Consider the following 8,968-nt stretch of genomic DNA (forward strand, 5'->3'; position numbering starts at 1 on the left):
AGCACCCCGTTCGATCATGCAAAAACCTCTTCGCCTATCGCCTCAGCCTTGGTCACATTCACGCTATATATTAAATGGTGCTTGTGGACAGCGCTCGGTTCATAACCAATGTAAATTGGCGAGCCCTTCCGCTAAATTTCTTGGATCCTTTTCTCGATGAGATCGTCGCCTGTATCCCCGGTGATAAAGCTCCATCCGGCGAATATGTCGTAGATAAAGCGACACAACCCCTTCGCCTCGTCGTAACCCGGTCCAGATCGCTCAAGAGTCATCAGCAACCCCTCCAGTCGTTTGAAGGCGTCGAAGAGCTCCTGATCTTCGATAGTGTAAGTTTGCAACATGAACTCAATCTGCCGCGCCAATAGCCTGAGATTAGCGACAATGGCGTCGAACTCTGGCGTTCGATCACTCATTTGATTTTCGAACGCGTAGAAGCCCTCGTGGGCTTCTGCACCGTCTCGGAAGGCAGCTCTAAAAGCCGCCGTCTTCATCAGTCGATCGATGGTATCCACGTCGGAGGACAGATCATTGCGGCCCCCCTTTTGGCTTGCGTGCACGACGTTGAGGATAATGTCCCACTTAACGTCGCGATACATCCGCAAAAGATTGGTCTTGATGATCTTTTTACGGCGCATCTCAGGAACGTAGACCACGAGCCAATAGAAGAAGAACGAGACTAGGCCGCCGGCCAGAAGATTGGTGAGAAACGCAAAGCTATCCGGCCACCAAAGTTGGTCGTGGTGGTCAAATCCCAAATCGTACCAGAGCAGGGCTCCGCAAGCGACAATGTTGACGAATAGCGCCCGGACGACGGTGCTCTTGTGCAACCCCGTTGCGGACGGCGTTGCCTCGGGAGCCTGTGTCTCCTCGGCGCTAGTAGTCATGCAGTACGAATCTCACCTTCAACCCGCGTCGATCGCGAAGATAGATGAGCCCCCTATAAAAGGCGAACGCGAGCCTGTCCTTCCAATTGGCGCGTCGTTGGAAGAGCTGCACGATACTATTCCGCCGCATCTCGGCGTTAGACGCGCCAAACCATTCTGGACCGACGGGTTCGATCCTGGCCAGTTTGCAGGCTTCGGAAGGCAGCAGCACGCTGACAGGGCTCTTGAGACGCTTTTTTGCCTGCTCGAACTTTCTTCTAAGCCTCAAATCGAGTGTGATCAGACCGTCCACCCCCTGCTCCTCGCAGACAAACAGATGGAACGCATCCTGCGTGCTTTTCGGGCCGAGGATAGCCTTGATTTCGTTAAGACGAGGATCGTCAACGCGATCGACAAAGCGCCGAATAACATCCTGCAATTTGACGCCTTCGCCGAAAATAATTCCATTATATTCATGGCGCGGCCGAAGCCGCTCGAGCTCAAATAGATCGGAAATAGAGCGTCCCGCCCAGTCTATCGGAGACCTTACGGTCCAGCCTTCCCATTCTAGCAATTGATAGGTGTAGAACCGAAAGCCCTGCGCCTGGCCCCGCAAGCCGAGCGCTGGAACGTATGGAATTTCGCGTGCTATATCTGGAGATACCGGGGCCTTAAACCGCCAATGGAAATGGCGAAGACCGATGAGTATCGGTCCCCACATGATAAGTTCATCCTCTTGATGCTCCCAGTGACTTGTGGCGGGATGTCGGAAAGTATTCGCGTCGACCAAGAATCGCATGGGCAATTTCTAGCATATCCGCGAAGATAGGATGTTCGGTTGCGATGCCGATTCCCGGGGAATAACCGCCATGGCTTTGAAATCGAGACAGATAGAGCTCAGTCTTGGGGAGCTCTTGAAGACGCTTTCACGCTCGCAAGGAACATTTACGCGACCAATTCTTCCGCTATTCAAGGATAACGAACGCGGCCAACCTGCTCTCTGGGGAACAGGGCTTGTCGTCGAACACGCCGGGGGCATTTTTGTCGTTTCGGCAAAACATGTCCTGCGCGAACCAGATCTCTATTTCTACCATACGCCGAAGGGGAAACGAGCACTGACGGGCATACTCCACGACACAACCGACGACGCGCTTGATACCGGCGTCCTGAAACTCAACGGTGATAAGCTACCTCCCTACCCAGAGCTAAACTGCTTTCCCTTACCCTTTGAAGCACTTATGCCCTTCGGAGCCCCTCGGGCCAGCAAACACTATCTCGTGGTTGGCTATCCATCCACGAGAACTAAGGCAAACAGGAAGTCAAAGGAGATCGTCGCCGAGCCTTATGCCAACTATGGTCCGGCGATATCCCATGAGCGGCAAATAAAGCTCGGCTTCGATCCCTCCACTTTCATCGCGATCGCCTTTCGCAAAAAGCGCGTCTTCGGAGCGAACGGCAAGCTTCAGAGATTTCCCGATCCGAACGGCATGAGTGGCGCGCCATTGTTCTTACTTTACGACACCGCGGCGAAGAAAAACTATCTGGGCGGCCTCCGCGTGTCCGGTATCTTGATTGAATATCATAAGCAAGATCGCGTCCTGATCGCGACCGACATTGCCGTCGCCCGGCAACTCATCGCAAGCTTCCCGACGTAAAAATGTTCCCCATGCATCCGCCGCGATTGCGATGCCTATCCTTGATAAAACTGATTCGCCTTTGCGATCTCCAACCTCTTGGTTTGTTCATGACCGAATATGGCCATTGCATACTTTGCCCGAACCCTTTGAGTGCCGACACCAAGCCAGAGCATCTTTGGCTCCAGTCGGCAGGCGGAAAGAAAACGTCGCGACGCCTCTATTGCGATGCGTGCAACAGTGCGAGACAAGCTCTCGAGATGCTGAAGGTCAATTATAGAACCGGCTCCGATCGCGAAATCAATCGCATCATTGATGCGGCCTGGTCCAAATTACAGCTCGGTCCGGGAAGCCTGCTAACACGCGAGATCCTGGACCGATTTTCCCGGGAAGTCGCGAACCGATTTACATTTTGGATGCTGAATTTGCCCTTCGAGGAGAAGGTGTCAGTGTCCGATTTAGCCGACTCTATCTGACCTCAAACCGTCGGTGAGCAGCCCTGAGCTTAGTTGCAGAGAGAGATTGAAATTCTGCACACTACACCGCGACGCCGTTCAATGCGATGACACTGCCAAACGCGTAAGCGATGGTCCAAAAACGGGATCGATGAAACGATTAGGTGTTTTCGAAACGTGACTCATGGAAAGCGATGCGCCACGTGGGCTGGCCGCCGTTCTCTAGCGCAATTCGAAACCGCTCCGGCACTTCCGAGACCCTGTTAGCCAGCGGGATTTCAGTAAGCGTGACGCTGCCCGGCATCTTGCGCCGTAAACAATGCGATGACAGTTCCTCGACGAAGCAGCACAGCCGATCGAATGTGAAGTCAACAAACTCGGACGCCGGCTTCCCAGCAACCGTCGGCTCGGTTGCTTTCACCGCGCCATTCTCTGCCGCGTATCCGGTTCGCGGAAGAACCCACGTGCCGTGTTCAAGGTCGATTCTGCTTTTCAGCATCGGCTCCGACCATATCCGCGTCTGCTGTAGATACGCAGCCAGATCAGGGTCAGTCGCCTGAAGAGCCGCGATGCCCTTTTCGAACGAATCCTTCTGCTGGAACAAAAATCCGATGTTCGCGCCGAGTTCGCGAGCAATGTTCTGCATACCAGTTTTCAAGCAACGCGTCGCTGCGTTTAAGAACGTCTCAATCTCCGATCTCAAGTCTCTGTCTATGTTCTCTTGAACATGAATGTTGCCGCCACCGTCGATTTTGGCAATGTTTCCAGAGGCGACTTTGGACTGATGATCATTCCAAAGCGCAGCGATCTTTCGAGCGGAATCGCGAGTGCTAGACAGCGCCGAAGTCACGTAATCGTAGGGCGCATCGAAACTGCTACGTTTCGTTGGGTCGGTATAAATCTGATCTCTCAGATGCAACACGCCAATAAAAATTCGCGCCATGTAGGGTGAACTTGCGCCTTCGTCGGCCAGCTTCTGAACGATGAAATGCCCTGGGTCCTGCTTTACGATCATGTTCGATTGCTGCTGAATACGATTGAGCCACGCGCCAAAATCAACCTCTGTAACTGGCAACACGTATGAAATCTGCCCTTCCTTAAGCCGAATAACACGGCCACGCCCGACAACTTTTGGCCCGAAAAAGACCAGCAAGCCTTCCAGCGGGAGCTTACCGTGAAGCAGAATGGCAGCGCCATCCGCCCAGGGCAGATACTGGATGGCCGCCAACGGTTCTCCGTGCTCGCTTTCAACGAGGAATGGGCGTGGGGAAAGGTACCGGTCATTGTAGAACTGACGAGGGACTGGGACGAGATCGCCCCGCAAATTGTATTGATAGCCATGGAGCGTTACAGCGGTAGGCGGGACACCCTCTGAGACCTCAGCGAAATTAGGGCGCGCCGCATCGTCGCCTGGCGAAAATACGCCGAGATGGGCGAGCAGATAGGACAACATCTTGTTGAACGTGAATGCTCCCGTCGGACGCATCACGGACACGATATAAACCGCTGGAGCGGACGTTGCGGTCGCCCCCTCTGCGGGAGGCAAATAGTCGCCGCTAATGGGTTCACTCGGAAACTGTACAGCGTAGTTGATGATCGCCGTTCCGACGACAATCATGTCGGGCCAGAGAGTGCTCGCGGTTTGTTGATTGAGGGACGCGATCTCATCCGTTATCGCTTCAAGCAGAAGCGCCGTCTGCGCTGCCCACACCACTCCCAGCGTGACGTTGGTTCGTGTTTCACCCTCGGGTACAGGCGTCTTCGTCAGAGACTTAGCGTTGGCAATTCGCCTATAGCTTTGCCGAAGATTTTCCAAAGTGAGATCGTCATGCACATCGATAACGGCGGCCACAGAATCCGAAGGTGCCTGAATTGGTCCGTTAGCCGCTGGGTTCGTATGAACAATCGACGCGAATTGGTCTGAAGTTGCCCCAGCTAGATCAACGATTTGGCCGCCACCCGCTGTAAGTCGATTGCCGATGAAACGGTTCAGCGCCGCGTTGAGTGCGTCACCAATAGCTTCAGGCGCGGCAGTAGAGACTTGTTGCCCCGCAGCGAGGACATCCTCAGAAACAGTCATGTCAGCAAAAAACAGTCAGTAAGTTGCGTTTGTACAGATAATCGGAGGATCGCGAGGGGGCTGGTTGCCGCTCTGGGTCATCAGCGCCGTTTAGCCTTTTAATGAATTATTGACTGTAAAAGTACTGACTGACGGTGGAACTCTAAAAAGGCTTTCTGGCCACTCGTAAAAGAACCCACAAGTGTGGGCTCATCAACATTTATTCCCATGCGGCGCAGCGATGCCCTGTGGGCAACGGGGGATAAGATAAGGCGTCCACCGTCTTCAAATCCGATAAAGCCACGGTCAAAGAGATGATCGATAGTTGGAGTGAGGAGGAGGCCGTTCTCCCCGTTCAACCGCTCCTCGTTGCTGGCATCCCGCCACGGCTTGCAATGGCTTGCAACTAGATGGGTTGGGTTGTCGACGCCCGTAACTCGACATCGGGATTCTATTCGCGCTACGCGGTCCCGAAACAATCCCTGACCACGCCTTGCCCGAAGCAACGCAAGCCGATCGGTTTCTACAATCGTCACATCTTCTTCAATCTGGCGCTCGATCTTCTTTTCCCAACCGTCCAGATCATCGGCTACGAGAGGCTCAACGGCTGCGCCTGCTGCACGAATAACGCCTACCTCAGCGCCGATAAGTCCGAACAGAAGCTCGGCAAGTACCTTCGGGATCTCAGCCAAATAAATCGACTGCAGTCCATTCCCGTTAGATTGAAGCGGAGAGTATTTATTTGGAAGCAAGGGCCTGAGAACATCGATGTGATCTTTGGGCCGGATCTGATTAAGCAGACCAGTAAAAGTGACCCGTACCCGCCATCCCACGTCCTCCCAATTTTCGCCGGCCGTGCCAAACTCCGACGGCTTGGGACTTTCCCAGCAATAGGACCGGGCGACGCCTATAGCAACGAGGCGGGTGTCGACGAACGAAAGGACCAAATCACCCGGCGCGACTTCCCGCATCGTTTCATAGAACGGATTGCGCGCACCGTTCGCGTTGCGCTTGGGCGACCACAGATATCCGCCCTTCGCCTCGAATCGGTAGGTTTGATTCTGATTGACCCACCAATAGCGCATGAATGTGGTCTTCGTCCCCGAAAAACCGTCTCCAACTGACGGGTATACTTATCGCATTGGCATTCGAAACGTCGACATAATAAACCAGTTTCCCAACGTGCTCGGTTGGTAATCGTCTTCGTCGAGTTCAGTCGTTGGCGATCAAACAACCGCATTGAATTGCTGCGCCATATTAACTTGCCGTGGTTGTCAGGATGGCCTGATCCTCCGGGTCTCGCGCCGCTGGAAAGTTTACGCCGACGTAGGCAATCTTCTGGAGCGCTTCATTCAAAGTCTCGAGATAAAATCCGCAGCCGTATTCGGCTGAAACGCCGTTCTCTCCGTGGCCCTGAATAGCGTCGCGGGCTTCCTTCATGACATGGGCATTGCGCAATGCGTCTTCAACATTATGCCGGAGGCTGTGAAACCTTACTCCGCGCCGTTTGACACCGACTGATTCTCGAAACCTCTTGAAGTATTTCGAAAACTGTTTTGACCAAGAGCCATCATCCTTGGCCTTTTCATACTCTGGAAAGAGACGCGTCGATCCCGACGCACGTCGAAAGTCGAGAAATTCTCCGAAACCAAGATCGAAGAGCATTTTATGTATCGGGATGGCGCGCTGGCTTGAAGAGGTCTTAAGCGACTTCTCTTCGTCAGCGTCAACCGCTTCGTCGTCGGCAGGATCAACACTGATGGGCGTGACGTCGAAGTAGTGAATCCCATCTTTCTCTTTTACGTCTGACACTTGCAACTGAATGATTTCGCCCAGCCGCATGCCCGAAAAAAGTCCGATGAGCGGGACCCAGAACTTCGCCGATTTTCTAAGGATGGTCTGACCCGGCTGCTTCCAGTGGCTTTCGGACTGGCACCCAACATAAATAGGAGCGGCGAACATCTGATTTAGCTCATCGATCGTCCAAGGATGTACTTTCTTCCCCTGACGTTTGTTCTTGCGGCGTTGAATACCTTGTTCGGCCACAGGGTTCGCAACGCCGCCAGTTCTCGTCTTCGCCCACTCGAAGAACAACGACACAGAACCAATCTTGTCGTTGATTGTAAGTGGGCTCAGGAACTCAATATCCTGCCCCTTGTTACGAAGTTCCTCCGCTTTCTTTGCAGCGTCTATTAGCGAAAGCCCTTTGAACGACGCTTGCTGGCGATAGAGGGGAAGAGTTGACTCAGTGTCTTTGAATTTTACGCCATCCTCTTGACCGTAAGCATTGATCGGTTTGTCGCCGCATATTTCCAGAAATTCGCGCAGCTCAGAACGTTTGCGCAGCTCTGTCTTTGGCGGCCATTCTCGTTCGCGTGACGTTGTCTCGATGTACTTTTCGATGAGCACGGATGCGAGTTCTGCGGGTTGTGTCGGGAGCTTCCGATCACTCTCGTGTGACGTGGGTACTTGCGAGGCTACGATCCCATCGAATGTCGCCTCGTCGCCCGCGGTAAGATCTTCGAGCGCCTTGATTTCGGATTGCATCAGTTTGCGGAGCAAGCGATTCCGATCTCCGTCGCAAAGTCCGACCTGGCGAAGTCTCAGAAGGTCATCAGCACTAGGTTCAAGATCGCGCGTATCGCCAAGCTGATAAAGGCGTCTGAGAGCCCGAAGCTTCTGCCTTCGCGCTGTGTAGACGCTATAGAGGAAAACTTCTTCAAGAACGGGCTCCTCCATCAGGAGCGCATAATAACTGTAGGATTGGCCTTTGTGCTTTTGCCAGTCGTTGGTTGGATGCTTGATGATGTCTCCGCGCCAGAACGCATCTTCATCTGCGCTGGCCTTTAGCCAAAGGCCGCCGCGCCAAGCGAAATCATTCTCGTAGATATTGAGATAATGATCGTCGGCCAACCTCCGGAGAAGAGCTGGCGTCAGGGGCGTAACAGGCAAATCCAACGCGCTGGGCGCAGCCTTATCAAAAGCAGCCTCTGTGACCGGCCGATTGTCGGCGGTGCGCCACTCCTCAAAGAGAAGCTCGATCTCAGCATGTTTGGCGGCGTATGCCCGTTGCGCCTTGCTGCGGTCTGGGGTTCCCAGCGATTTCCAGACTTGTTTCGGTCGTCCAGGCGCGCGCAGTTCGGCAGGCACCGACCGCTTGTAGTAGAGGTTATCGGAACCGGACCGATGGGTCAGAAAGGGGTATTTTGCCACGTCGACCATACCTCGCAGAGTAGCAGCGAAAGGTAGCAGTCGAGTAAAGAAAGCCCTTGTTTCTCAATGGCTTCTATAAAATCAATGGCTTAGCTTGAATTGGCGCCCCGTAGGGGACTCGAACCCCTGTTGCCCACGTGAGAGGCGGGTGTCCTAGGCCACTAGACGAACGGGGCCGGCGCTGAGCGACGTGTAGTCGAGTGGCGCGACCCAATCAAGCCCCGACATTCGCGAACCTCCGATAAGGGCTCATCGGTCGTCAAAAATGGACAGAGTGGCGTTGGCCGCTTCATTGTGGCTGCGACAACTCCTAGCCAGTCTCAATTGTGCGGCAACGCCTCGGTCGGCTTCAACTCCAGGACATGATGGCCAGTTTCGGCATCGAGAATGGTAATGCCTGGTCCCGCCGGGCCGTCATGCTGGACGGCAAGCCTGTTGCCCGAGAGGGCGATCGACACGATTTTAGCGCCGCGCGGCAACTCGAACGATACGTTGCTGCCCCGAACGCCATCAGACACAATCCGGGGCGGCGCTGCGCTTCCGGCTGGGCGGTTCGCAAGCGAGATCATCCTGAAGGCGACTGCGCCGAGCCCGACAAAGATGAGCAGCCCGAGGAGTGCGACGACGATCTTGAGATTGCGCTGAAGCCGCTGTTCGCGCATCAAGTCGTCAGAGGGCGGCTCAAGTTTGGTCATCTCTCTGAATTCCGGGTAATCACGTGCCGATTGAAGAAAACGCGACAAG

General features: G+C 54.2%; 8 protein-coding genes, 1 tRNA gene and 1 pseudogene. 2 read left to right on the plus strand and 8 right to left on the minus strand.

What is annotated here, in order from left to right:
* Window positions 1-131 precede the first annotated feature (131 nt).
* On the minus strand, window positions 132-884 hold the full coding sequence (locus tag EKK30_RS13150; protein WP_290985866.1) for a hypothetical protein: 753 nt from the start codon (window positions 882-884) through the stop codon (window positions 132-134).
* Entirely contained in the window at window positions 874-1,479 is a 606-nt protein-coding gene (locus EKK30_RS13155; RefSeq protein ID WP_290985869.1) for a hypothetical protein, read from the minus strand. Before EKK30_RS13155 ends, EKK30_RS13150 begins: the two co-directional genes overlap by 11 nt.
* Window positions 1,480-1,732: 253 nt before the next feature.
* Here EKK30_RS13155 and EKK30_RS13160 point away from each other — a divergent pair, with 253 nt between their 5' ends.
* Entirely contained in the window at window positions 1,733-2,518 is a 786-nt protein-coding gene (locus tag EKK30_RS13160) for a hypothetical protein (RefSeq protein ID WP_290985872.1), read from the plus strand.
* A gap of 594 nt (window positions 2,519-3,112) precedes the next feature.
* Here EKK30_RS13160 and EKK30_RS13165 read toward each other — a convergent pair.
* The 3 genes from EKK30_RS13165 to EKK30_RS13175 all read right to left on the minus strand — a co-directional run bounded on the left by EKK30_RS13165 (window position 3,113) and on the right by EKK30_RS13175 (window position 7,420).
* Window positions 3,113-5,032 carry a hypothetical protein gene (locus EKK30_RS13165; RefSeq protein ID WP_290985875.1) on the minus strand — a complete coding sequence of 640 codons (1,920 nt, stop codon included), beginning with the start codon at window positions 5,030-5,032 and terminating at the stop codon, window positions 3,113-3,115.
* 98 nt (window positions 5,033-5,130) lie between these two features.
* Window positions 5,131-6,096 carry an HNH endonuclease signature motif containing protein gene (locus EKK30_RS13170; protein ID WP_290985878.1) on the minus strand — a complete coding sequence of 322 codons (966 nt, stop codon included), beginning with the start codon at window positions 6,094-6,096 and terminating at the stop codon, window positions 5,131-5,133.
* A 172-nt stretch (window positions 6,097-6,268) separates the two neighbouring features.
* The gene (locus EKK30_RS13175) at window positions 6,269-7,420 is read right to left on the minus strand and encodes a site-specific integrase (protein WP_290985881.1); all 1,152 of its coding nucleotides are present in this window, start codon (window positions 7,418-7,420) and stop codon (window positions 6,269-6,271) included.
* 60 nt (window positions 7,421-7,480) lie between these two features.
* Here EKK30_RS13175 and EKK30_RS13180 point away from each other — a divergent pair, with 60 nt between their 5' ends.
* On the plus strand, window positions 7,481-7,861 hold the full coding sequence (locus tag EKK30_RS13180) for a hypothetical protein (RefSeq protein ID WP_290985884.1): 381 nt from the start codon (window positions 7,481-7,483) through the stop codon (window positions 7,859-7,861).
* A gap of 177 nt (window positions 7,862-8,038) precedes the next feature.
* On the opposite strand, the pseudogene EKK30_RS18170 reads toward EKK30_RS13180, so the two are convergent.
* From EKK30_RS18170 to EKK30_RS13190, 3 genes and pseudogenes are all read right to left on the minus strand, one after another.
* Window positions 8,039-8,233 (minus strand): annotated as a pseudogene (locus tag EKK30_RS18170) (DUF6538 domain-containing protein); the annotation flags it as partial.
* 91 nt (window positions 8,234-8,324) lie between these two features.
* Window positions 8,325-8,400 (minus strand) — tRNA-Glu (locus EKK30_RS13185).
* Between the two features lie 144 nt (window positions 8,401-8,544).
* Window positions 8,545-8,968 (minus strand): hypothetical protein (locus EKK30_RS13190; protein WP_290985886.1); only part of this gene is annotated, 424 nt, incomplete at its 5' end.

It is taken from the genome of Hyphomicrobium sp. (genome assembly GCF_003987855.1).
GTDB lineage: Bacteria > Pseudomonadota > Alphaproteobacteria > Rhizobiales > Hyphomicrobiaceae > Hyphomicrobium_B.

Bases quoted from the DNA above. Each gene is read 5' to 3' on its own strand.
- EKK30_RS13150 (WP_290985866.1), bottom strand. From the start codon at position 884: ATGACTACTAGCGCCGAGGAGACACAGGCTCCCGAGGCAACGCCGTCC.
- EKK30_RS13160 (WP_290985872.1), top strand. From the start codon at position 1,733: ATGGCTTTGAAATCGAGACAGATAGAGCTCAGTCTTGGGGAGCTCTTG.
- EKK30_RS13165 (WP_290985875.1), bottom strand. From the start codon at position 5,032: ATGACTGTTTCTGAGGATGTCCTCGCTGCGGGGCAACAAGTCTCTACT.
- EKK30_RS13170 (WP_290985878.1), bottom strand. From the start codon at position 6,096: ATGCGCTATTGGTGGGTCAATCAGAATCAAACCTACCGATTCGAGGCG.